Origin of the sequence: Cognatishimia activa (assembly GCF_017798205.1) — a bacterium.
GTDB classification, from domain to species: domain Bacteria; phylum Pseudomonadota; class Alphaproteobacteria; order Rhodobacterales; family Rhodobacteraceae; genus Cognatishimia; species Cognatishimia activa_A.
Genome location: NZ_CP060010.1, coordinates 1,490,902 through 1,511,751 on the forward strand (window position 1 = coordinate 1,490,902; position 20,850 = coordinate 1,511,751).

The 20,850-nt window shown below is 56.9% G+C and carries 20 protein-coding genes; 10 read left to right on the forward strand and 10 right to left on the reverse strand.

What is annotated here, in order from left to right; translation table 11 throughout:
• Positions 1–45: 45 nt before the first annotated feature.
• The 3 genes from HZ995_RS07225 to HZ995_RS07235 form a co-directional block, all read right to left on the reverse strand.
• Positions 46–819: a 3'(2'),5'-bisphosphate nucleotidase CysQ gene (locus tag HZ995_RS07225; RefSeq protein WP_209357989.1), complete on the reverse strand. Its 774-nt coding sequence runs from the start codon at positions 817–819 to the stop codon at positions 46–48.
• Positions 806–2,152, reverse strand: coding sequence for a TldD/PmbA family protein (locus HZ995_RS07230; RefSeq protein WP_209357990.1), 1,347 nt, complete (start codon positions 2,150–2,152; stop codon positions 806–808). Before HZ995_RS07230 ends, HZ995_RS07225 begins: the two co-directional genes overlap by 14 nt.
• A gap of 125 nt (positions 2,153–2,277) precedes the next feature.
• Positions 2,278–3,798, reverse strand: coding sequence for a hypothetical protein (locus HZ995_RS07235; protein ID WP_209357991.1), 1,521 nt, complete (start codon positions 3,796–3,798; stop codon positions 2,278–2,280).
• A gap of 124 nt (positions 3,799–3,922) precedes the next feature.
• Between HZ995_RS07235 and HZ995_RS07240 the strand changes: the two genes are divergently transcribed.
• The gene (locus HZ995_RS07240; RefSeq protein WP_209357992.1) at positions 3,923–4,672 is read left to right on the forward strand and encodes an SDR family oxidoreductase; all 750 of its coding nucleotides are present in this window, start codon (positions 3,923–3,925) and stop codon (positions 4,670–4,672) included.
• A complete protein-coding gene (locus HZ995_RS07245) occupies positions 4,669–5,280 on the forward strand; it encodes an enoyl-CoA hydratase/isomerase family protein (RefSeq protein ID WP_209357993.1) in 612 nt (203 codons plus the stop codon). The genes HZ995_RS07240 and HZ995_RS07245 overlap by 4 nt, the downstream gene beginning before the upstream one ends.
• Here the strand turns inward: HZ995_RS07245 and HZ995_RS07250 are convergent.
• Entirely contained in the window at positions 5,277–5,573 is a 297-nt protein-coding gene (locus tag HZ995_RS07250; RefSeq protein ID WP_209357994.1) for an HNH endonuclease, read from the reverse strand. The two genes, HZ995_RS07245 and HZ995_RS07250, sit on opposite strands and share 4 nt — an antisense overlap.
• A 71-nt stretch (positions 5,574–5,644) precedes the next feature.
• Here HZ995_RS07250 and HZ995_RS07255 point away from each other — a divergent pair, with 71 nt between their 5' ends.
• Entirely contained in the window at positions 5,645–6,964 is a 1,320-nt protein-coding gene (locus tag HZ995_RS07255) for a mechanosensitive ion channel family protein (protein ID WP_209357995.1), read from the forward strand.
• Complete coding sequence (locus HZ995_RS07260) at positions 6,961–8,121, forward strand: TIGR03862 family flavoprotein (RefSeq protein WP_209357996.1); 1,161 nt, start codon at positions 6,961–6,963, stop codon at positions 8,119–8,121. Before HZ995_RS07255 ends, HZ995_RS07260 begins: the two co-directional genes overlap by 4 nt.
• Before the next feature lie 14 nt (positions 8,122–8,135).
• Here the strand turns inward: HZ995_RS07260 and holA are convergent, their stop codons facing one another.
• Genes holA through leuS form a run of 3 tightly spaced genes read right to left on the reverse strand, consistent with a single transcriptional unit; the run spans position 8,136 to position 12,206 of the window.
• Positions 8,136–9,161 (reverse strand): DNA polymerase III subunit delta, encoded by a 1,026-nt coding sequence (holA, locus tag HZ995_RS07265; RefSeq protein WP_209357997.1) that lies wholly within the window; start codon positions 9,159–9,161, stop codon positions 8,136–8,138.
• On the reverse strand, positions 9,158–9,655 hold the full coding sequence (locus tag HZ995_RS07270; RefSeq protein WP_209357998.1) for an LPS assembly lipoprotein LptE: 498 nt from the start codon (positions 9,653–9,655) through the stop codon (positions 9,158–9,160). Before HZ995_RS07270 ends, holA begins: the two co-directional genes overlap by 4 nt.
• A complete protein-coding gene (gene leuS / locus HZ995_RS07275) occupies positions 9,642–12,206 on the reverse strand; it encodes a leucine--tRNA ligase (RefSeq protein ID WP_209357999.1) in 2,565 nt (854 codons plus the stop codon). The genes HZ995_RS07270 and leuS overlap by 14 nt, the downstream gene beginning before the upstream one ends.
• Positions 12,207–12,385: 179 nt before the next feature.
• Between leuS and HZ995_RS07280 the strand changes: the two genes are divergently transcribed.
• On the forward strand, positions 12,386–13,660 hold the full coding sequence (locus tag HZ995_RS07280) for a glycosyltransferase family 4 protein (protein WP_209358000.1): 1,275 nt from the start codon (positions 12,386–12,388) through the stop codon (positions 13,658–13,660).
• Positions 13,661–13,675: 15 nt separating this feature from the next.
• Here HZ995_RS07280 and HZ995_RS07285 read toward each other — a convergent pair whose 3' ends face one another.
• Positions 13,676–14,173 carry a DUF3576 domain-containing protein gene (locus HZ995_RS07285; RefSeq protein WP_245168777.1) on the reverse strand — a complete coding sequence of 166 codons (498 nt, stop codon included), beginning with the start codon at positions 14,171–14,173 and terminating at the stop codon, positions 13,676–13,678.
• Positions 14,174–14,514: 341 nt separating this feature from the next.
• Between HZ995_RS07285 and HZ995_RS07290 the strand changes: the two genes are divergently transcribed.
• The 3 genes from HZ995_RS07290 (at position 14,515) to HZ995_RS07300 (ending at position 17,273) form a co-directional block, all read left to right on the forward strand.
• Complete coding sequence (locus HZ995_RS07290; protein ID WP_209358001.1) at positions 14,515–15,342, forward strand: porin; 828 nt, start codon at positions 14,515–14,517, stop codon at positions 15,340–15,342.
• 309 nt (positions 15,343–15,651) lie between these two features.
• Complete coding sequence (locus HZ995_RS07295; protein WP_209358002.1) at positions 15,652–16,515, forward strand: porin; 864 nt, start codon at positions 15,652–15,654, stop codon at positions 16,513–16,515.
• A gap of 104 nt (positions 16,516–16,619) precedes the next feature.
• Positions 16,620–17,273, forward strand: coding sequence for a YggS family pyridoxal phosphate-dependent enzyme (locus tag HZ995_RS07300; RefSeq protein WP_209358003.1), 654 nt, complete (start codon positions 16,620–16,622; stop codon positions 17,271–17,273).
• Here HZ995_RS07300 and HZ995_RS07305 read toward each other — a convergent pair.
• Both HZ995_RS07305 and ribA read right to left on the reverse strand, forming a co-directional pair.
• Complete coding sequence (locus HZ995_RS07305) at positions 17,270–17,779, reverse strand: L,D-transpeptidase family protein (RefSeq protein WP_245168778.1); 510 nt, start codon at positions 17,777–17,779, stop codon at positions 17,270–17,272. The genes HZ995_RS07300 and HZ995_RS07305 overlap by 4 nt on opposite strands.
• Positions 17,776–18,867, reverse strand: coding sequence for a GTP cyclohydrolase II (ribA, locus tag HZ995_RS07310; RefSeq protein ID WP_245168779.1), 1,092 nt, complete (start codon positions 18,865–18,867; stop codon positions 17,776–17,778). Before ribA ends, HZ995_RS07305 begins: the two co-directional genes overlap by 4 nt.
• Before the next feature lie 163 nt (positions 18,868–19,030).
• Between ribA and HZ995_RS07315 the strand changes: the two genes are divergently transcribed.
• Together HZ995_RS07315 and HZ995_RS07320 are read left to right on the forward strand one after the other, a co-directional pair.
• Entirely contained in the window at positions 19,031–19,717 is a 687-nt protein-coding gene (locus HZ995_RS07315; RefSeq protein ID WP_209358005.1) for a response regulator transcription factor, read from the forward strand.
• 266 nt (positions 19,718–19,983) lie between these two features.
• Entirely contained in the window at positions 19,984–20,772 is a 789-nt protein-coding gene (locus tag HZ995_RS07320; protein ID WP_209358006.1) for an exodeoxyribonuclease III, read from the forward strand.
• The last annotated feature ends 78 nt before the right edge of the window (positions 20,773–20,850 follow it).

The window sequence follows — 20,850 nt, forward strand, 5'->3', positions numbered from 1 at the left end:
AGAAGTTTTGCCAAAGACTATGCCGTCATGCGGCGTCCCACAAGTTCAGGTCGCCAGAGCGTCGCGGATTTGCGCATGCAAGGACGCGTTCGCTCCGATCATGCCGGGCAGGCGTGGGTCTGGATTGTTGAACCGGAGGGGCGCTCCGTGTTTGTCGCTGGTCACAGCGCCCGCTTCTTCAAGGATCAAAACACCCGCTGCGATGTCCCATTCCCATGTGGCGCGCAGCGTCAGCATCGCGTCAAACCGCCCCTGAGCCACCAAAGCGAGCCGATAGGCAAGCGAGGGGCGATGGTTGCGCGTCACATCTGGAACGCGGGTCCAATGGCGTGGTTCAAAGCTGGGGCGCGTTGCCAGAATATTCGCGCCGGTCAGGGTGTCGCGCGTGCTTGGCGTGATCGGAGTACCGTTCAGGAACGCGCCTTTGCCTTTGGCGGCGGCATACATCAGATCGCGTTTTGGCAAATAGACCACACCTGCGGTGATCTCGCCGTGCTCGGCGATGGCCAGTGAATGGGCCCAGGTGTCAGAGCCTTCGATAAAACTGCGGGTGCCATCAATCGGGTCGATGATAAAGATACGCTCGGCCTCTTGGCGATCCGCTTTGGGCGCGGATTCCTCGGACAGCCAGCCATAGTCAGGCCGCGCCTCGCGCAACTCGACCTCAAGCATCCGGTTCACCGCCAGATCGGCAGCTGTCACTGGCCCTGCGCCGTCCTCTTTGTCCCATGTCTCATAGGACGAGCCGTGAAAGCCCGTCGCAATGCGGCCGGATTCCTTGGCAGCGGCGATCAGAAGGTCGAGATCAGTTTCCGGCAAGGGTCAGGCCTTCGACACGCAGGCTGGGGACAACGCTGGACAGATGACGCCGCGCGTCATTGGCGGGCGTCAGAGTTTTCAGCATGTCTTTGAGGTTGCCCGCAATGGTGCATTCGTTGACGGGATAGACGATCTCTCGGTTCTCAACCCAGAAACCCGTCGCCCCACGTGAATAGTCACCTGTGTTCGGATTGATCGTGGAGCCAATCATCGAGGTCACGAGAAGCCCCGTGCCCATATCCTCGATCATCTCTTCCCGGCTTTGCGCGCCTTGGGTCAGGGCCAGGTTCCACGATGTCGGAGACGGTGGTCCCGACACGCCGCGTGCCGCGCTTGCGGTGCTTTGCATGCCCAGTTTGCGCGCGTTTGCCAAATCCAGAGTCCAGCCGGTGAGCACACCGTTGTCGATAATGGTGCGTTGGCGCGTCGGCAGGCCTTCGGCGTCAAAGGGTCGAGAACGCGCAGTGCGCGCACGATGCGGATCTTCGATCAGCGACAGATGTGTCGGTAGGACCTCGGCCCCGAGATCATTCAAAAGCCAGGAACTGCCTCGCGCAACGGCGGCCCCGTTGATCGCACTCATCAGATGGCCAATGAGCGAGCCAGAGACACGTTCATCAAAAATGACCGGATAGGCGCCCGTCGGCGGGCGTTTCGGGTTGCGGCGTGACAGGGCGCGTTCGGCAGCGCTTGCGCCGATGCTGCGCGGGTCAGCTAGGTCGGATTGAAAAATGCGCGAGTCATAATCGTAGTCGCGTTCCATTTCGGCCCCAGTGCCAGCGATGGCCACGCAAGAAATCGCGCGGTCGCTGCGGGCGTAGCCGCCGGAAAACCCGTTGCTGGCCGCCATATGGACGTCGGTGCGACCATAGCCCGCCGAGACCGATTGCACCTGTGAAATACCGTCATAGGCCAAGGCCGCCGCCTCGGCGTTCGCCGCGTCTTGCTGAAGCGCCGCCGGGTCAGGCTCTCCGGTCGGATCGCAAAGTTCTAGCGCGTCGATGTCCCAATCTGTTGCGATTTCTGATGGATCCGCCAGCCCGATATAGGGATCGTCAGGCGCCTCAGCCGCCATCGCGACAGCACGTTCGGCCATGGTGCGCAGGGTTTCTTCGCGCACGTCCGAGGTCGAGATATTTGCTTGCTTCTGACCAATCATGACGCGCAGGCCAAGATCAGTTGCTTCTGAGCGTTCCGCGTTTTCAAGCGCACCGCCGCGGACGTCGATGGATAGGGACGTGCCACGCACAGCCATAGCATCGGCGGCATCCGCTCCGGCCGCTTTTGCCAGATCCAGAAGCGTCTCGCTTAGCTGTTGTAGTGTATCGCTCATAATGCCTCTCCGCGCCTGTTGCTCTTGAGTTAGACCTCAGGGCCACATGACTCAAGGGGCAGGTACCTTGGGGCCACGAAAAAGGCCGCCCTCGCAAGGGCGGCCCATCTGATTTTTCACGAAAATCAGCGCAGACGCTGACCGTTCGCCAGAACATGGCCCTCGCCGTTTACTTCAAGGCGAGAGTTCAATTCATCCTCACCCGGACCCGCCACGGTGAACAGACCCATCATCATGCGCGCGCCCATGGCGTCGCCTTCAGACACAAGGCCCATAGAGATCAGGCTGTCCAAAAGCTGGTTGCCGCCCAACAGGCGGAAGTCCGCAGCACCTTCGGGACGTGGGAAGCCGTCAAAGCTGTCCATGTCCATGTTGTCGAAGGTGAAATCGCCCGCACCGGTCAGTTCGGCCCCCGCAAAGGACACTTCCAGATCAGTCAGGGTCAGGGATTCCAATGTCGCGGGGACATCGTCATTCTCAAAGAACTCCGGGTTAAATGCGCCCATCATCAGTTTGGTGGTGCCTTCCAACCCAAGGCTGACAGTGGCCGGACCCCGATCCAAAGCCGCGCCCGGATCAAAGATGTTCCACAACAGATCCGGGACCATCAGATCAACAAAGGCGAAATCCATAAAGAATGCTTGCGGCTCGGCACTCTCGGCCAATGGCAAGGAGAACGCCAGAGAGGCCTCACCGATCTCTGCGGAAATCGGCAGCGGAATTTCTTCGCCAAAGACGTTGAAGCTTGCATCAAAGCTGCTCATCGAGGCTTCGAACACGTCACTGTTGAACACCAATCCGAAAGAGCCAGAAGAGGACGAGGATTGAGACGAAAACGGACCATTTCCGTCATTGCCTGACATGCTGGTTTCCGATGCCCCTTGGGTCATCTCAATCGCGATATTCAGCTCGTCGTTAAAGATCGATGCAGGATCTTCGACGTCGATGTTTTCCGAAATCGAGAAGGCAGACTGCATGCGCAAGTCTTCGATTGTTGCCGCGGTGACAAAGCTGCCCTCGTCCTCAGGCGCAACAAAGCGGATGTCGTAAGAAACGTTGTTATAGCGCACGTCTTGCTCAATCGACGTTAGGCCTTGTGTCGCGATATTCACCAGACCGGTCATGCCCGTCACAGTCACATCACCTTCGATCTGCGCACCAATGGCTTCCAGCGGTTCTCCCTCAACGAGGACTTCACCAACGGAGTAGGTCAGGGACGCTGCAGAATATGTATAGGTGATGTCATCTGGATCACCTGAAGCAATCGTCGACAGACCCGTGTGCGCCACATCGATGCTGGCTTTGGTGTCCGGGCCGCCGTCGCCTTCAAGCAATGCGGTGAACTGCATGTCCGCGCCATACTTGAGTTCGACAGTGCCGTCGCCGCGGCTGACAAAATCCATGTCCGGGAAGATCAGCGTGATCGTGCCGTCTTCTTCGGGGATTTCGAAGGACACTGTGAGGTCCGTGATGAAGATATCATCGCCAGAGTGTTCTTCAGTGGCTTTGATGTCCAGATCAAAGCCGGACAGATAGCTCTGCCAGCTGCCCCATACGTCATCTGGTGTAATGTCGGCAAAACTTGGCGTTGCGATAGCAGCCGCAAGTACGGCAATCGCGCCGCGTGAAACATAAGATTGGGTCAAAACACGTCCCCTCCAGTAACTCGTTAACCCCAATGTCGGATGTGGGCGGGAGCGGGTCAAGGGTGGACCCTGTTACGCAAGCTGCTTATCCTGCAACCAGCCGGAGTTCAGGAGGGGTGAAATCATGGATATGCAGGGAAAAACCGTATTGATTACAGGCGCTAGCCGAGGAATCGGGGAAAGCGCTGCGCGTGTCTTTGCCGATGCCGGCGCGAATGTGGCTTTGGTCGCGCGCAACGAGGCCGCGATTGCGGATTTGACGGCTGAACTGGGCGAAAAGGCCTTGGCGATTCCCTGCGACGTCAGCCGCTATTGGGAGGTGGAGACCGCGGTTAAGGCCTGCGTTTCGACCTTCGGCAGCATTGATGTCCTGATAAACAATGCAGGTGCCATTGAGCCGATTTCGCATCTGTCCGAAGCTGATCCAGAGGCCTGGGGGCAGGTCATTGACGTCAACCTAAAGGGTGTTTTCCATGGCATGCGAGCAGCGATGCCTGTGATGATGGAACAGGGCGGTGGGACGATCTTGACGATTGGCTCGGGCGCGGCCCACGGCCCAGTCGAGGCCTGGTCGCATTATTGTTCGTCCAAGGCCGGGGCTTTGATGCTGACGCGGATGGTGGACAAGGAAGCGCGTGACAAAGGTATTCGCGCGATCAGCCTGTCTCCGGGTACGGTCGCGACGCAAATGCAACGGGATATCAAGGCCAGTGGGATCAATCCCGTCAGTCGGCTGAACTGGGAGGATCACATTCCCCCGGATTGGCCCGCTAAGACGCTCTTGTGGATGTGCGGTGCTGAGGCGGATGCGTTTTTGGGTGCAGAAGTCTCGCTGCGCGACGACGACATTCGCGCCAAGGTGGGCCTGGCGTGATAGATCTGACCAAGGACGACGCGGGCTTTTGGACCGTCGCGATCAATCGTCCCGACAAGGCCAATAGTCTGACGAAAGCCATGCTCGAAGAGCTGACCGAGATTGCTCTGGCGGCGCAGGACGCGCGGGCCTTGGTGATCACGGGTGTCGGTAAGGTCTTTTCGGCAGGCGCGGATCTGGACGAAGCCCGCGCTGGTCTTGCCACAGATGGCGTATGGGAGCGGCTGTCGGGAGCCATAGCGGACCTGCCATGCCTGACAATCGCGGCGTTGAACGGCACGCTTGCTGGCGGCGCTATGGGGATGGCCTTGGCTTGTGACATGCGGATTGCCGTGCCCCATGCAAAGTTCTTCTATCCGGTGATGAAACTTGGGTTTCTACCCCAGCCCTCTGACCCCAAACGCATGTCCGCTCTGATTGGGCCTGCACGCACAAAACTGGTGCTGATGGGTGGGCAGAAGATTACAGCGCAAGAGGCCTATGCGTTCGGATTGGTAGATAGAATCGTGGAGGCGGAGGCTTTGCTGCCAACGGCGCGTGACCTTGCCGAGCATGTTTTGGCCGCGGATCCGGCTTTGGCGGCAGACATCAAAGCCCTTTGTAGCTAGCGTCGATTGCGCCGTTTGCCTGGCGTTTTTGAATGAAAATCGGGCGGGCGTTTGGCGACCCATGCGATGAATTTAGCGAGCCTCGGGTGGGCCTTGAGTGCCTCAATTGTGTGAAAGTCCCGCGCCAGTTCCGCTTCCGTCAGCGTCGCGTGGATCTCGTTGTGGCAAATCTGATGAAGCAGGACCACCGGTCCGCCTTTCCCACCTTTCAGCTTTGGCACCAAATGGTGCAGGCTTTGCTTGGCCTGAGGCGGAATGGGGCGGTTACAAAGAGGGCAAATCGGGTCATCCATCTCTTTGTCTTGAGCTTTGGCGCGCGAGAGGGCAAGAAAAACCGAAGAACAGAGTGATGAGGGCCCGCGTTATGGAAAACCAACCAGAGATCATCCAGACCGCCTTGTCCTATCTCGCTCAGGGCTGGGATCTGGCGCAGGAGTGGTTGCTGAGCCCTGCGGCCTGGTCACAATTCGCGCTGTTGGTCGTGGCCTTCCTCGCCGCGCTTTGGGTCAGTCGCAAGCTGCGCGATCCGCTGACACGATGGCTGACACCATCTGATGACAACGACAGCATTTTCGCCAAAGCGCGCCGGTTCCTAGCTCAGTTCGTTCCGCTGCTCTTCCCACTTTTGGCCTATGCGTTCACCGATGTCGGAGAAAACATCACCCGCAGCATCTTTGGGTCAGGCGCGGTTATTGCCTTTGGCAACCGGGTTATTCTGTTCATCGCAGTGCGGATTTTGGTCAAAGAGGTCGTGCAGGACCCTCTGTTCAAGACGATCGGCAAATATTTCCTGATCCCGATCGCGGCGCTCTATGCGCTGGGGCTGATGGGCTTTGTCACCGCGCAACTGGATGCGACCATCGTTCCCTTGGGCAACCTCAGTTTCTCGCTGTTGTTCCTTGTGCGCTTCCTGATCATCGGGGGTGTGATCTTCTGGCTTGGCCGCTGGTCCAACGCCCAATCCACGGCAATGATCCAAAAGCAAGAGGACATGCGGCCTGCGATGCGCGAGTTGGCCACCAAAGCCAGCGAGATCGCGATTTTCGGCGTGGCCTTCCTCTTGTTGATGAACATCATGGGCATTTCGCTGACCTCTCTGGCCGTTCTTGGTGGTGCCATTGGCGTGGGCCTCGGCTTTGGTCTGCAAAAGATCGCCAGCAACTTTATCTCGGGCGTGATCCTTTTGCTCGAGGGGCAGGCGACCGTCGGTGACTACGTCGAGCTCGACGGCGGTGAGGCCGGGACCATTGTCAAAATGACCGCGCGGGCGGCTATTCTCGAGACCTTTGACGGCCGCTGGATCGTGGTGCCGAATGAGGATTTCATCACGACGCGGGTTGTGAATTTCTCAGACAGCGGCTCGGCCAACCGTTATGAAGCGCCGTTCTCGGTGAGCTATGACACCGATATCAACAAAGTGCCGGAGATCATTGAGGCCGCTGTGGCGAAGCTCGATTTTGTTTTGGACGATCCCGATGGACCTGATTGTGAGCTGCGGGGATTCGGCGACAGCGGCATCGATTTCGCGGTGGAGTTCTGGGTCAACGGAATCGATGACGGTAAAAACAAGTTCACGCCGAAAGTGCTCTTTGCGATCTGGAATGCGCTGAAGGACAACGACATCGAGATCCCCTATCCGCATCGCGTGGTCGAGATCAAAGGCGGCCTGCAGTCCGACGCATGAAAGGCGCCCTGATCATCGGAGGGGGGCCTGCGGGGCTGATGGCGGCGGATATGATTTCCGCAGCGGGCCATCCTGTGGTGGTGGCCGAGGCCAAGCCTTCGGTGGCGCGCAAGTTTCTGATGGCGGGGAAGTCGGGGTTAAACCTGACCAAGAGTGAACCCTTTGAGCCCTTCCTGAAGAATTTCGCCGAAGCCGCGCCGCATCTGCGCCCAATGCTCGAGGCTTTTGGTCCGCAAGAGGCGATTGCTTGGGCCAAGGCGCTTGGGCAAGAGATGTTTACAGGGTCCACAGGGCGAGTATTTCCCAAGGTCATGAAGGCCTCGCCACTGTTGCGCAACTGGCTTGCGCGGCTTGCGACGCAGGGTGCTGAGATCAGAACGCGACATCGCTGGGTGGGTCTGCAGGACGGCTATGTGTTTGAGACACCACAGGGGCAGATCACCTTGCGCCCCGAAGTGGTTGTTTTGGCCTGCGGCGGCGCGAGTTGGGCGCGGTTGGGCTCTGACGGGGCGTGGGCCGAGTTCGCAGGGATGCCCGTCGCCCCATTTCAGCCGGCAAACATGGGATTTGAGATCGACTGGTCCCCGCATATGGCCAAGCATTTTGGTACGCCGGTGAAATCTGTGGCTTTGATGGCCGGAGAGCAGCTTGTGCGTGGAGAGTTTGTGATCTCTCAAAGTGGTATCGAGGGCGGCGGGGTCTATGCTGTGTCTAAGGCACTGCGTGAAGGCGCTGAATTGTCGTTGGATCTGGTGCCTGATCTTGCGCTCGACGCTGTGCGCGCGCGTTTGACCAAACCGAGAGGCAAGGCCAGCCTGAGCAACTATCTCCGCAAAACGCTCAAGTTGGATGCGGTGAAACAGGCGCTTTTGATGGAGTTTGGTCGTCCGTTGCCGGATGATTTGGCGAGTTTGGTGAAAAGCTTGCCTGTTGGGCTGAAAGGACCAAAGCCGATGGATCAGGCCATTTCAACGGCGGGTGGGTTGCCGTTTGACGCCTTGAACGACGCGCTTATGGTCAGGGACCGCCCGGGGGTTTTCGCCGCCGGGGAAATGCTGGATTGGGAGGCACCGACGGGCGGGTATCTCTTGACTGGATGTTTGGCGACAGGGCGCTGGGCTGGGCTATCGGCTGCGAAACGTCTCCAACTACAGTAGGTTCGTAAAACGTTTTAGCGACGGCTGAGCATCGCGAGACGCAGGAGCGCGCGTTCGACCAGCGGCATTGCCGGGGCGCTTTGGTTGGCAGAGCGCAATTGCAGGTCGGTGTCGGTCAGGATCGTGAGCGCCTGTTCCAGTTTCGGTGCGCCCCAGCCTTGGGCTTGGCGGACCATGCGGTCTCGGCGGGGGCCAAAGATCGGCGGGCGCATGCGAGAGATACCTTGGGACGCGCCGCCGGGATCTGACGCCGCAGCATAAAGCGCGCGGAAGTGGCGGGTTGCGCCGATGCAAAGACCGACGGGCTGGGTGCCCTGGGCTTTGAGTTTGGCCATCACCGGGCCAATTTCCTGAGCACGGCCTTCGGCGACGATATTGAGCATGTCGTCTAGAGCGGCCTCAGTTGACGTGGGCGCGCAGGCGGCAACATCCTCGGACGTGGCGGCTGTGGTATCGCCGTGTTTGTAGAGCGCGAGTTTCTCGAGCGTTTGGCGGAAGTCGCCCGGATCCAGCGCTTTGGCCAGATTGGTGAGGTCGGTCATCGCTTCGCGATCAATCTGGGTGAGGCCTGCTTTGGCGAGGTCGGCCTCAATGTCCTCACGGCTGGGTGGGTCGTTGTAGATCGCGGTCGCATAGGCGTTGTTGTGATTCTCAAAAGCCTTGCGGATCTTGGAGCTGGCTTTGAGTTGGCCTGCAGTCACCACGATCTGGGCATCGCCTGTGGCCCAGTCCTCAAGGGCTGCGAGGATGGCCGGTGCGGTGGTGTCGGTGGCATCTTCAACAAAGGCGACACGCGGGCCGGGGAAGAAAGAGATGGCTTTGATCGCGTCGATCAGAATCGCTGGGTCTTTGCGCAGATCAGCCGCCGGGATGCGCGTGAGGCGCATTTCCTCTTCGCCTTGGGGGCCGATGAGCGCTGCGATCAGGTCCTGTCGTTTGAGGGCGACGCGCATAGCGTCGGGGCCATAGATCAAAATGCCCGTGCGGCTGGGATCCGGTTTGGTGAAATAGCCGCGCGCCTCGCGGGGGCTGAGCTTCATTCTGGCAGCTCGCCTGCGCGCGCAATCAGTTGTGTGGCGATTTGGTCGGCAAGGATAATCATCAGACGTTCACGCGCGTCCCGTTCAGACGCAAGTTCCGAAGTTGTAACGCCGGTCGTGGAATAGCCGGTGAAGCTGCGGGTTTTGCCTGAGAGTACCACAGCGTTGTCGCTGAGCTGGCGCAGGGCAAAGGTTGCGTCGCCAAAGATTTCCACGCGCGTGGTTTGGTTGTCGGATGTGACCGCGACACCTTCTTCTCGTGTGGTCAGCGCCACAGAGAGACCGAATTTCGGTGCCGCTGTACGACCCAAGCGGTGTTCCAACTGGCGGACCAGATGGAACCCATCGCTTGTTTTGATCTCATCCACCGCGATCTGACTGAGAACGCGTGTTGCGGCGCTGTCCGGGCCATAGGCTGGCGTAAAGCCGCAGGCGGTGAGGCTTGCGGCTGCGCCGATCAAAACGAAGCGGCGAGAGAGTTTAGATGACCACATTCACAATCCGTCCGGGGACGACGATCAATTTCTTGGGCTGGGCCCCGTCCAGCGCCTTGGCAACAGCTTCCTGCGCCAGCGCGATTTTTTCAACCTCTTCCTTTGGCATATCCTTAGGAACAGAGATTTCTGCGCGGCGTTTGCCGTTGATCTGGATCGGAAGCGTGACGTTTGCTTCGACCAGCATGGCTTCGTCGGCAACAGGCCATGGGGCGTGGATGACGAGGCCGTCTCCACCCAAAAGCTGCCACATGTCTTCGGCCAAGTGGGGCGTCATAGGGGCCATGAGTTGGGCGAGGGTTTTCGCGGCCTCTTTTTTGGCTTCGGCGCCGGCTTTGGATTTCGCCAGGGTGTTGGTGAAGCCATAGAGTTTCGCGATAGAGGCGTTGAAACCGAAGCTTTCCACGCCAAGCGTCACGTCGCGGATGGCTTTGTGCATTTCGCGCAAAAGCTGCTCATCATTCGCGTTCGCTTGTTCTTCGCTTGCAGCGGCCTCCGCGGCGATGCGGTGAACGCGGGTGAGGTGTTTATATGCGGCCTCAGCGCCGGAAGCTGTCCACTCCACATCACGCTCTGGAGGCGAATCTGACAGCACGAACCAGCGGGCGGTGTCTGCGCCATAGGCCGAGATGATTGCCAGCGGGTCGACCACGTTGTTCTTGGATTTCGACATTTTCGCGCTTGGCACGATGTCGACCTCAGAGCCGTCTTCTTTGAGGAAGGCTTTGCCGTCACGCAACTCGACCTGTTCTGGATAGTAGTAGACTGGACGGCCATTCGCGCCTTCGCGCTTGTAGATCGCGTGAGTCACCATGCCTTGGGTGAACAGCGCGTCAAACGGCTCTTTGGACTTTGCAGGGAGGTGGCCGGTAATGTTCATCGCGCGGGCGAAGAAGCGGGAATAGAGCAGGTGCAGGATCGCATGTTCAATGCCGCCGATATATTGGTCGACGTTCATCCAATAGTCAGCATCGGCCTGTTCGGTTGGTGTGGTTGCGCGCGGCGCGGTGAAACGCGCGAAATACCAAGATGAATCCACGAAAGTGTCCATCGTATCGGTTTCACGCTGCGCGTCGCCGCCACATTTCGGGCAGCTGCAATTGCGCCAGCTTGGATGGCGATCCAGAGGATTGCCGGGGACCGAGAAATCGATGGCTTTGCCGTCTTCGTCATAAGGCAGCTCGACCGGCAGATTTTCTTTCTTTTCAGGCACGACGCCGCAGGTCGGGCAGTGGACCACAGGGATCGGGCAGCCCCAATAGCGCTGGCGGCTCAGGCCCCAGTCACGCAGGCGGTATTTTGTGACGCCTTCGCCCCAGCCTTGTTGTTCTGCGAAATCAACGGTGGTGTTGATCGCCTCCTCGCCGGTGGCCTCCGTGAGGCCTGCGAAATGGTCGACCCAGCGCACTTTTTCAGTTTTCGGCGGCACGAAGGCTTCGTTTGCGACAGGGGTGTCATTATCCAGTGCAAAGAAGGTGTCGATGACCGGCAGGTCGTATTTGCGACAGAAATCAAGGTCGCGCTGGTCATGCGCCGGACAGGCAAAGATCGCGCCGGTGCCGTAGTCCATCAGAATGAAGTTCGCGATCCAGACCGGCAGTTCCCAATCCGGGTTCAGCGGGTGTTTGACGCGGATTCCAGTGTCAAAGCCCAGCTTTTCGCCAGTCTCGATGGCTTCTTCGGTCGTACCACCCTTGCGGCATTCGGCGACAAACTCGGCGACATCGGAACGTTCGGCCTCAAGCTGTTTTGCAATCGGGTGATCGGGAGAGATGCCCACAAACGATGCGCCCATCAGCGTGTCGGGGCGGGTGGTGTAAACGACAATGGGTTCCTCGTCATCCACACGCTCAAAGCCAAACTGCAGACCACGCGACTTGCCGATCCAGTTTTCCTGCATCAGGCGCACTTTGGCAGGCCAGTCTTCGAGATCATCAAGCGAAGACAGAAGCTCTTCGGACATATCCGAGATCTTGAAGAACCACTGCGTTAGCTCGCGCCGTTCCACCAAAGCACCCGAGCGCCAGCCGCGCCCGTTTTCGACCTGCTCGTTCGCGAGAACGGTCATATCGACCGGATCCCAGTTCACCACAGCGTTTTTGCGATAGACCAGACCTTTTTCCAACATATCCAGGAACAGCGCCTGCTGCTGGCCATAGTATTCCACATCACAGGTGGCGAACATGCGGGACCAATCAAGCGAAAGGCCCAAAGGTTTCATCTGATCGACCATCGTGTCGATGTTGGAATAGGTCCAATCCTTGGGGTGACCGCCCGAGGCCATCGCGGCGTTTTCAGCCGGCATGCCAAAAGCGTCAAAGCCCATCGGGTGCAGCACATTGTGGCCCGTGCTCATCTTATAGCGCGCGATCACATCGCCCATCGTGTAGTTGCGCACATGGCCCATATGCAGCTTGCCCGATGGATAAGGGAACATCTCGAGCACATAGTATTTTGGCTTCGCAGGATCGCGTTCAGCCTTAAAGACCGAGGCTTTCTCCCAAGCCGCTTGCCATTTTGCTTCGATCTCGGCGGGGGTGTAGCGCGTCATGCCGAAATTCCCTTTCATCTCGTCTGGCCTATTGGGCCTTAAGTCGTGGTCGCGAAGGTGATAGGCGAGGCGGATGCTATGGTCCAGCGCTTTGCGTGAAAATTGGGGCTTTGGGGGCGAGGTTCACGATTCTATAAGGGAGAAAAGGCATAAAGCGCGTAGGCCGAGCAGGAATTTCTATGAACATTTTATTCATCCATCAAAATTTCCCTGGCCAGTTTAAGAATCTTGCCCCCGCGCTGGCGGCGCGTGGGGATCGCTGCGTTGCGCTGACTCTGCGCGTGAAAAAGCCGACGGATTGGAAGGGCGTGCGGATCTTGCCTTATCAAATCACCCGCAAACCGGGGGATGGGGTGCATCCTTGGTTGGTTGATCTAAATACCAAGCTCCATCGCGGTGAGGCCTGTATGATTGCCGCTACAAAGCTTAGAGACTCGGGATTCACGCCGGATGTGATTGTGGCGCACCCGGGGTGGGGAGAATCGCTGTTCTTGCGCGATATCTGGCCCCAGGCGCGCATCGGGCTTTACTATGAGCTGTTCTATCAGGCGAATGCGGCGGATTCCGGGTTTGATCCGGAATTTGCGCGCGCGGATGACGCCATGGCTACCCAGAGGATTCGCATGAAGAATGTGAACAACCACCTGCACTTTCCATTGGGCGATATGGGCATCTGTCCCACAGACTTTCAGGCCTCAAGCTTTCCCAAGGCGTTCCGCGACCGGATTTCAGTGATTCATGATGGCATCGATACTGAGGTGGCAAAGCCTAATCCCGACGTTGTCTTTGACTTGCCAGACGGAGGGCAGGTGACCCGCGATGATCAGGTCATCACCTTTGTGAACCGCAATCTGGAACCCTATCGGGGCTTTCATATCTTTATGCGGGCTTTGCCTAAGATTCTACGCGAGTCGCCTGACGCGCATGTGCTGATCGTCGGCGGAGAAGAGCGGTCTTACGGACCAGCGGCCCCGGATGGTCAAACGTGGAAGGCAATTTTCACCGAAGAAGTGCGCCCACAGATCCCCGAGGTGGATTGGGCGCGGGTTCGGTTTTTGGGGAAACTCCCCTATGATCGCTTTCTTTCATTGCTGCAGGTGTCCTCAGCACATGTCTATTTGACCTATCCCTTCGTGCTCAGCTGGTCTTTGCTCGAAGCCATGTCCTGCGGGGCCGCCATTGTGGCAAGTGACACGGCGCCGGTGCGCGAAGTGATCGCACAGGGCGAAACAGGCAGATTGGTCGACTTCTTTGACACAAAGGCCCTGGCTAAGGAAATCCGCACGGTCCTGGAGGATCCTCAAATGCGATCGGAACTGGGGCGCCGCGCGCGATCTCATGTCGTCGCAAATTATGACCTGACAACGATCGCATTGCCGAAACAACTGCAGTGGATCGACAGCCTCAAAAAAAGCTCAGCCGGATCGGCTGAGCCTTGGGATTTCAAAACCTGAGAGCGAGACCTCGCTTTAGAAGCGTCCGTCGCGAATGCGCAACTGACGTGCGCGTGCAAGAATCGCGTCCTCAACCGCACGTACTGTGGAATCAGGAACTGCGCGCCCATTTCGACGTTGCATCGCAACATGCAAAGAGCGCGCATCCAAAGCCGGGTCGCGCACGAATATTGTCGCGCGATAAGACTGGCCGCCCCCCGGAGGCGTGCCGTAACCCGTAGTGATTACACCGGAAAACGGGTCGACGGATTCAATTGGCAAGAAATCCAGCGTCTCAAGCGAGGCCGTCCAGATATATTTGTTGACCTTAAGCTCAACTTCTTCGTTTGACGGCGCAAAGATCTCCCAGATCGTTGTTTCACGTTCTTGAACAGGTGTTGCGGCAAATGTCGTGTTGCCGCCTTCACCCTGACCATAGTCGTCTGCGGATTGGGAATTTTGGCGAAAGCCGCCACAGGCTGTCATAGCCGACAGGGCAATGACCGAAATCGAAAATCTTGCGACGCTGTTCACAGTCCTGTCCTTACGAAAAAACCATCTGCACTCCGTCCTATATAAGCGGTGTAAGCAGAGCAAGGTTTTTCCCCGAGTCACCGCCCAGCTGTGGCGCGTGTGCGACCCCGAAACGAAACTATACTTTAGATAATTATATGTACTTTAGTATAGTAAAAAACATAATCAATAGAATAAGTTAGCAGAAAAAGTGTGACAATGATGCACCAAAAAATGCGGGTGTAAATGGGGCCGATCTGCCGCGCTTGAAAACGCCCTCTGAAAGCAGCGATGCAGGCTTCGTGCCCTGCTTGGACGGTCCGGCCAGGGTTTGAAATTTAGAAAATCCGAGGGAAAACAAAATGAAAAAAGTTCTCTTTGCTTCCACCGCGCTGGTCATGACCGCAGGTGTTGCAGCTGCAGACGTAACCATCTCTGGTTCCGCAAACATGGGTGTTAAGTCTATTGGTGGTGTAACTTCTGTCACCAATGAAATCGACTTCGACGTCAAAGGTAGCGGTTCCACAGACTCCGGCATCAGCTTCGGTGCATCCGTAGACCTGGACGCATCCCAATCAAACACAGTCGCGGGCGCAGATGTTGGTACTGGCGCTAACGATCCAGAAGTCTTCATCACGTACGAAGGTCTGACCCTGACCGTTGGTGCCGTAGGCAGCGCGGGCGATCAAGGTGGTCTGAAAGACGTTGGCTTCGACGAAATTGGTATTGATAACTCTGCAGAAATCGGTGCCTTTGCAGCTCGCAACGTACACGTTGCGTACTCCTTTGGCGACGTCAATGTTGCGGTGTCCATGGACTCCACAAGCGGCACAAACACTTGGGCACTGGGTGTGAACGGTTCAATCGATGCATTCTCCTATGCAATCGGTTACGCAGAAAACGGTGCGAATGACACGACCACTGCAACCGTCGGTTACTCTGCTGGCGCGATCGCTGCGAACCTGTTCTATGTCAACAACGGCACCAACACTGGCCAAGGCATCGACATTTCTTACACTTCCGGCGACCTGACCCTGACTGCGGTTTATGCAGACAACAACGCAGCAGGTAAGCAAGACTCTTACGGCATCGGCTTCGCCTATGACCTGGGTGGCGCAACACTGGCAGGCGGCTTCGGTGAAGCAAAAGGCGTCTCCGTTGCAGACCTGGGTGTTTCCTTCTCCTTCTAATATTAGAAGCTGAAGAATCCATATTAGGGCGGTTCCTCGGAGCCGCCCTTTTTCTTTTCCATAGAAAAGACTGAAAGATCGAGCAAAAGCTCGGTCTTTTTTTGGTTTTCAGCCAAAGTGAAAGGGATATTGAGAAGTATGCGAAAGCATATTTCAAATACCCCTATGCGACATCTTTCACACACTTTTTACTATACTTTAGAATATTAAAACTGAACCATTGATAGACTCAGGCAAAAAAAGCGAAACAGCGTCATACCCACCGGCAAACGCGGTTGGGGATCTAAATTTCAATCCGAGGGAAAAACTATGAAAAAAGTTCTCTTTGCTTCCACCGCGCTGGTCCTGACCGCTGGTGTTGCAGCTGCGGAAGTTACCATCTCTGGTTCCGCAAACATGGGTCTGTACTACTCTGAAGCCGCAGGCAACACGATCGTCAAAAACGAAATCGATTTCGACGTAAAAGGCTCTGGCGAGACCGACGGCGGCATCTCTTTCGGAGCTTCCGTTGATCTGGACGCAGATTCCAATAACTCCGCTCACGTCACTGGCGGTGGCGCTTCTGATCCAGAAGTATTCATCTCCTACGAAGGTCTGACTCTGACTGTTGGCAACATTGGCGAAGCAAACGACGTAGGCGGCATCGCAGACGTAGGATTCGACGGTCTGGGTGTTGACGACATCGTTGACGTACTGCGTGAAACCGGTTCCGACGACGTTCGCATCGACTACTCCTTCGGTGACATGGCTGTTGCAGTATCCGCAGACTCCTCTAACGACGAGTACGCGATCTCCCTGTCCGGTTCCATCGACGCGTTCTCCGTATCCGTTGGCTACGCAGACCGTGCATTCGACAACACTGCGACCGTTACTCTGGGCTACTCTGCAGGCGCATTCTCTGTGAACGCAACTTACGCAGACTCCTTCTACGACACCGACCCAACCGCAGCAGTTGCTAACGCTTCCGCAGACGGCTGGGGCATCGACGCGTCCTACACCACCGGCGACCTGACTCTGACCGCAGTTTACGCAGAGCGTGACACTGCAGGTACTAAAGCAGACGCATACGGTATCGGCGTTGCATACGACCTGGGCGGCGCAACTCTGGCTGGCGGCTTTGGCGAAGTTGCTGGTGACCAGCGCGCAGATCTGGGTATCTCCTTCAAGTTCTAATTCTTAGAACAAGAAGACCCAATTTTAGGGCGGCTCACTCGAGCCGCCCTTTTCTTTTGCCTTAAATTGGTGTTCGGTGCGGCGAAACTTGCCAAGGGGCCCATATGTCACTCGTTGAAATTCAAGAGCGTATTGCGAAAGCTGAAATCGACGCCGGGCGCGCGCCGGGGAGCACTGAGTTGATCGCCGTGTCCAAAGTTCAGCCAAATGAGCGTGTTCAGGCCGTTCTCGAGCAAGGCCACCGCGTTTTCGGCGAAAACAAGGTGCAGGAAGCTGCGGGAAAATGGCCTGAATTCCGAAAAGCCTTTGTAGGGACTTCCGTTCATCTGCTGGGTCCGCTTCAAACCAACAAGGCGCGGCATGCGATGGAGTTGTTTGAAGTGATTCACTCGCTGGATCGCCCAAAACTCGCGAACACTCTGGCCCGTTTGGCGCAGGAACTGGGCAAATGTCCAGACTTGTTCATTCAGGTGAATACCGGGGAAGAGCCTCAGAAAGCTGGCATCTTGCCGAAGGATGCGGAAGGGTTTGTCAAAGACTGCCGCGAATTGGATCTGCCGATCAAAGGGTTGATGTGCATTCCACCGGTCGACGAAGAGCCTAGCCTGCATTTCGCACTTCTCGCCAAGATCGCGGAACGCAATGGTTTAAAAGGCCTGTCGATGGGCATGAGCGGCGATTTTGAAAAGGCTGTGAGCTTTGGGGCGACCCATGTGCGGGTAGGATCTGCGATCTTTGGGGCGCGGGATTACGGCTAGGCGTCTGTTGCCAAACTTTGCGAGATCTCCAGTAAAGCACCCTGCGGTACTCTCTCTGCGATCCATTTTAGGTGATCACGTCGCAGCGCAATACAGCCTTCTGTCGGAAACCGTGGTCTACGCCATTGGTGCAGGAAGATCGCGGACCCGAGCCCGGATTGCGCCTCCGGATAGTTGTAATCTGTAATAAAAACAATGTCATAAAGAGGGTCCGCGCGGCGCATTGCTTCGTGACTAAACGCGTAGGGCATGCAAACCAGTTGGTTGTATTCAGAAGCCTCGGAGTCATCCGACCATAGATCCTGCGGGCCAATTTTCTTGGCCCAGGGTTGAGGTTGGGCCAGGCGATCAGCGCGATACATCATGCCGACAATGCGGTGCCTCCCCGCCGGAGTGGCCCCGTCTCCCTCACGTTTTTGAACTCGAATGCCACTTTTACCAATTGCGCAGGGAAACCGCCGGCCCAAGAACCAGAGCCCATGAGGCGTGAGGCGCAAGTCGCTCACAAGAGATGCCCGGACTTCGCCGCTTTGGTCGCGAGATAGGCGGAATTGAAGCGATTCTCACCGACCTTGAGCTCGACGCGTTCGGTCACTTTGATGCCTTCGTTTTCCATCATCGCGATCTTGCGTGGGTTGTTTGTTAAGAGCTTTACGGATGCAAAACCCATCTTTTTCAATATGCTAGCGCCAATGCGGAAATCCCGTTCGTCGTCTTCAAACCCAAGGCGGTGGTTGGCCTCAACCGTGTCAAAGCCTTGGTCCTGCAGGCTATAAGCGCGCATTTTGTTGGCCAAGCCGATGCCGCGGCCTTCTTGGTTGAGGTACAAGAGCACGCCTTCGCCCGCGCTGCCCATCTGCATCAAGGCCGCGTTCAACTGAGGGCCACAGTCGCATTTTAGCGATCCCAGAACGTCCCCTGTGAAACAGGCCGAGTGCAGCCGCGCCAACACAGGCTTGTCGCGTGAGGGTTTGCCGATCTCGATCGCGTAATGCTCTTCACCACCGTCATCCGGACGGTAGATGTGCAAACGTCCCGATTCTGCGGCGCGCATGGGAAGGCCCGCGTGAATCACTGAATCCATCTGATGTGCCGCCGCCATATTGGCCGCTGCGAGGGCGGCAGGTACGATCGTCAAACCGTGCTCTAGAGCGAAATTGCCAGCGTCGCTCAGGGCCAACACGACAACAGCGGGCAACAACTGAGCGGATTTCACCAAAGAAATGGCAGTTTGATGCAGCGCGACATTGCCATCCCGCTCGACCGCTAGAGGGCCTTTCATCGGCATCATCAGATCGTCAGAGGGATCTGCCACACAATGCACCCATCGCGTGGTTGCGTCAGCGGGCATGCGGATACGGGCGATGTCTTTGTCATAGACCCGTGCTTTCAGCGTTTCGGCACGCCGTGCTGTAATGACCAAAACAAGGTCTGGCGCCAATCCGCGAAAGTCCGTCAGACGCTCTTCAGACATGGTTTCGGCTGAGCCCACCAAGAGCGCCTGGCCCTCTCCGGTCATAATAACAGGCACACCCATTCGCAGGTCCGACCGGGCACGGGCGATGAGTTCAAGGATGTTTGGCGCGAAACTCAATTGAAATACTTTCGGTGGTTCAGGGCCGCAGATGTACTGCTCTTTTGACGTATTGTGAAACAATTCCCACGCGATTTACACGTCCACGTGAAGTTTTTGCAGCATACCTTGAGAAAATTGTCATCCGGTCTCAAGTCTTTGGAAACCGAATGAGGAGGACCCGATGGCTCAGCTCAAGAAAATTCTACTGGTAGACGATGACGAGGACCTGCGTGAGGCCCTGTCGGAACAATTGGTGATGACCGAGGACTTTGATGTCTTTGAAGCTGGTAATGGCTCTGAGGCCATGGCGCGCATCAAAGAGGGCCTGTTTGATCTGATCATTCTTGATGTGGGTTTGCCTGATACGGATGGCCGCGAGTTGTGTCGCCTGATGCGCAAGCAAGGTGTGAAAAGCCCGATCCTGATGCTGACCGGTCATGATACAGATGCCGACACGATTTTGGGTTTGGATGCGGGGGCGAACGACTATGTGAGCAAACCGTTTAAGTTTCCAGTACTGCTGGCGCGGATTCGTGCTCAACTGCGGCAACATGAGCAGAGCGAAGACGCCGTGTTCACGCTTGGGCCATATACGTTCAAACCTGCGATGAAGATTTTGGTGACCGAAGAGGATCGCAAGATCCGTCTGACCGAGAAGGAAACCAACATCCTGAAGTTCCTCTATCGCAGCACCGACGGCGTTGTTGCCCGCGATATCCTGTTGCACGAAGTCTGGGGCTATAACGCCGGTGTCACCACCCACACGTTGGAAACACACATCTATCGGTTGCGTCAAAAGATCGAGCCGGATCCGTCAAATGCGCGGCTTTTGGTGACCGAATCCGGTGGGTATCGACTGGTTGCATAAGGCGGGAACGCTGCGTTTGCGAAAATTTAAGCATCCATAAGCATGCTCGAATTGACAGTTTTCGCACTCTTGTGACACAGTAAATACAACCTTTTGGTGATACCGCGCATATCCGGGTTAAGATATGCACCTCCCTGTTGGACTAGGTCCGGATTTGATCCGGACCTTTTTTTGTGACCTGAAACTGTCAGCAGGGGTGAGATTTCGCGTGGCCTCTTGGCAGTGCTCTGGCTAGAGTGCGGCAATACAAACCGTGAGATCTGCCCATGTCCTTTACCCTTGCCACCTGGAACATCAACTCTGTGCGCCTTCGGGAACCGATTGTCCTGAAGCTCTTGGAAGAAGAGGCGCCGGATGTTCTGTGTTTGCAGGAATGCAAAAGCCCGGTTGAGAAGATCCCGACCGAAGGCTTCGCGGCGCTTGGCTACACCCACATGGTTGCACGTGGGCAGAAGGGCTATAACGGCGTGGCGATCCTGTCGAAAATCCCGATGGTGGATGCGGGTGACAAGGATTTCGCAAATCTGGGCCACGCACGTCATGTGGCGGGCAAGCTTGAGAACGGTGTGACGGTTCAGAACTTTTATGTTCCCGCGGGCGGAGACGAGCCGAACCGCGAGAAAAACGAGAAATTTGGGCAAAAGCTCGACTACCTGACGGATATGCGCGACTGGTTTCATGCGGAAAAGCCTGAGAAATCGATCCTTGTTGGCGACTTGAATATCGCGCCGCGAGAGGACGACGTTTGGGATCACAAGAAGCTTCTGAAGGTGGTCAGCCATACCCCTATTGAGGTCGAGCATCTGGCGGAAACGCAAGACGCGGGCGGTTGGGTTGATATAACGCGTCAGGATATCCCGGAGGGGCGGCTATATAGCTGGTGGAGCTATCGTGCCAAGGATTGGGATGCGGCCGATAAGGGGCGGCGTTTGGATCACGTTTGGGCCACGCCGGATATCTCCAATGCGGGCCATTCCAGTCGCGTGTTGCGCTATGCGCGCGGATGGGAGAAGCCGAGTGATCATGCGCCAGTTTTCGCGACATTTGATATCTGATTAGGGGGCTCTGCCCCCGCCCCGATTTCGGGGCTCCCCCGGGATATTTTGGGCAAGAGAAAAAGGGACTGTTTCCCT

What these genes read in the sequence shown, in the direction of transcription:
- HZ995_RS07230 (WP_209357990.1), bottom strand. Translation starts at nt 2,152, where the DNA reads ATGAGCGATACACTACAACAGCTAAGCGAGACGCTTCTGGATCTGGCA.
- HZ995_RS07240 (WP_209357992.1), top strand. Translation starts at nt 3,923, where the DNA reads ATGGATATGCAGGGAAAAACCGTATTGATTACAGGCGCTAGCCGAGGA.
- HZ995_RS07250 (WP_209357994.1), bottom strand. Translation starts at nt 5,573, where the DNA reads ATGGATGACCCGATTTGCCCTCTTTGTAACCGCCCCATTCCGCCTCAG.
- HZ995_RS07255 (WP_209357995.1), top strand. Translation starts at nt 5,645, where the DNA reads ATGGAAAACCAACCAGAGATCATCCAGACCGCCTTGTCCTATCTCGCT.
- HZ995_RS07260 (WP_209357996.1), top strand. Translation starts at nt 6,961, where the DNA reads ATGAAAGGCGCCCTGATCATCGGAGGGGGGCCTGCGGGGCTGATGGCG.
- holA (WP_209357997.1), bottom strand. Translation starts at nt 9,161, where the DNA reads ATGAAGCTCAGCCCCCGCGAGGCGCGCGGCTATTTCACCAAACCGGAT.
- HZ995_RS07270 (WP_209357998.1), bottom strand. Translation starts at nt 9,655, where the DNA reads ATGTGGTCATCTAAACTCTCTCGCCGCTTCGTTTTGATCGGCGCAGCC.
- leuS (WP_209357999.1), bottom strand. Translation starts at nt 12,206, where the DNA reads ATGACGCGCTACACCCCCGCCGAGATCGAAGCAAAATGGCAAGCGGCT.
- HZ995_RS07280 (WP_209358000.1), top strand. Translation starts at nt 12,386, where the DNA reads ATGAACATTTTATTCATCCATCAAAATTTCCCTGGCCAGTTTAAGAAT.
- HZ995_RS07290 (WP_209358001.1), top strand. Translation starts at nt 14,515, where the DNA reads ATGAAAAAAGTTCTCTTTGCTTCCACCGCGCTGGTCATGACCGCAGGT.
- HZ995_RS07295 (WP_209358002.1), top strand. Translation starts at nt 15,652, where the DNA reads ATGAAAAAAGTTCTCTTTGCTTCCACCGCGCTGGTCCTGACCGCTGGT.
- HZ995_RS07300 (WP_209358003.1), top strand. Translation starts at nt 16,620, where the DNA reads ATGTCACTCGTTGAAATTCAAGAGCGTATTGCGAAAGCTGAAATCGAC.
- HZ995_RS07315 (WP_209358005.1), top strand. Translation starts at nt 19,031, where the DNA reads ATGGCTCAGCTCAAGAAAATTCTACTGGTAGACGATGACGAGGACCTG.
- HZ995_RS07320 (WP_209358006.1), top strand. Translation starts at nt 19,984, where the DNA reads ATGTCCTTTACCCTTGCCACCTGGAACATCAACTCTGTGCGCCTTCGG.